This window comes from Rathayibacter sp. PhB127 (assembly GCF_003751665.1).
Lineage (GTDB): Bacteria > Actinomycetota > Actinomycetes > Actinomycetales > Microbacteriaceae > Rathayibacter > Rathayibacter festucae.
On the sequence record NZ_RKHW01000009.1, the window covers coordinates 1 to 1,574 of the forward strand.

Consider the following 1,574-nt stretch of genomic DNA (forward strand, 5'->3'; position numbering starts at 1 on the left):
ACCTCTACGCCTAAACGCATGGTGTCCAGATGCTCCTTAGAAAGGAGGTGATCCAGCCGCACCTTCCGGTACGGCTACCTTGTTACGACTTAGTCCTAATCACCGATCCCACCTTCGACAGCTCCCTCCTTGCGGTTAGGCCACTGGCTTCGGGTGTTACCGACTTTCATGACTTGACGGGCGGTGTGTACAAGGCCCGGGAACGTATTCACCGCAGCGTTGCTGATCTGCGATTACTAGCGACTCCGACTTCATGAGGTCGAGTTGCAGACCTCAATCCGAACTGAGACCGGCTTTTTGGGATTCGCTCCACCTTACGGTATCGCAGCCCTTTGTACCGGCCATTGTAGCATGCGTGAAGCCCAAGACATAAGGGGCATGATGATTTGACGTCATCCCCACCTTCCTCCGAGTTGACCCCGGCAGTCTCCTATGAGTTCCCACCATGACGTGCTGGCAACATAGAACGAGGGTTGCGCTCGTTGCGGGACTTAACCCAACATCTCACGACACGAGCTGACGACAACCATGCACCACCTGTATACCGACCTTGCGGGGCAACCATTTCTGGAAGTTTCCGGTATATGTCAAGCCTTGGTAAGGTTCTTCGCGTTGCATCGAATTAATCCGCATGCTCCGCCGCTTGTGCGGGCCCCCGTCAATTCCTTTGAGTTTTAGCCTTGCGGCCGTACTCCCCAGGCGGGGAACTTAATGCGTTAGCTGCGACACGGAGACCGTGGAAAGGTCCCCACATCTAGTTCCCAACGTTTACGGCGTGGACTACCAGGGTATCTAATCCTGTTCGCTCCCCACGCTTTCGCTCCTCAGCGTCAGTAACGGCCCAGAGAACTGCCTTCGCCATCGGTGTTCCTCCTGATATCTGCGCATTCCACCGCTACACCAGGAATTCCATTCTCCCCTACCGCACTCTAGTCTGCCCGTACCCACTGCAGGCCCGAGGTTGAGCCTCGGGTTTTCACAGCAGACGCGACAAACCGCCTACGAGCTCTTTACGCCCAATAATTCCGGACAACGCTTGCACCCTACGTATTACCGCGGCTGCTGGCACGTAGTTAGCCGGTGCTTTTTCTGCAGGTACCGTCAAGCCGAAGCCCTTCTTCCCTACTAAAAGAGGTTTACAACCCGAAGGCCGTCATCCCCCACGCGGCGTTGCTGCATCAGGCTTTCGCCCATTGTGCAATATTCCCCACTGCTGCCTCCCGTAGGAGTCTGGGCCGTGTCTCAGTCCCAGTGTGGCCGGTCACCCTCTCAGGCCGGCTACCCGTCGTCGGCTTGGTGAGCCATTACCTCACCAACTACCTGATAGGCCGCGAGTCCATCCTTGACCGAAAAACTTTCCACCCGCACCCGATGCCGGGGCAGGTCGTATCCGGTATTAGACGCCGTTTCCAGCGCTTATCCCAGAGTCAAGGGCAGGTTACTCACGTGTTACTCACCCGTTCGCCACTAATCCACCCAGCAAGCTGGGCTTCATCGTTCGACTTGCATGTGTTAAGCACGCCGCCAGCGTTCGTCCTGAGCCAGGATCAAACTCTCCGTAAAAAAATTACGAA

At 56.2% G+C, this 1,574-nt stretch carries 1 rRNA gene; it reads right to left on the reverse strand.

The annotated features are described in order from the left end of the window. Window positions 1-40: 40 nt before the first annotated feature. Window positions 41-1,563: ribosomal RNA gene (locus tag EDF22_RS20335) — 16S ribosomal RNA — on the reverse strand. Between the last annotated feature and the right edge of the window lie 11 nt (window positions 1,564-1,574).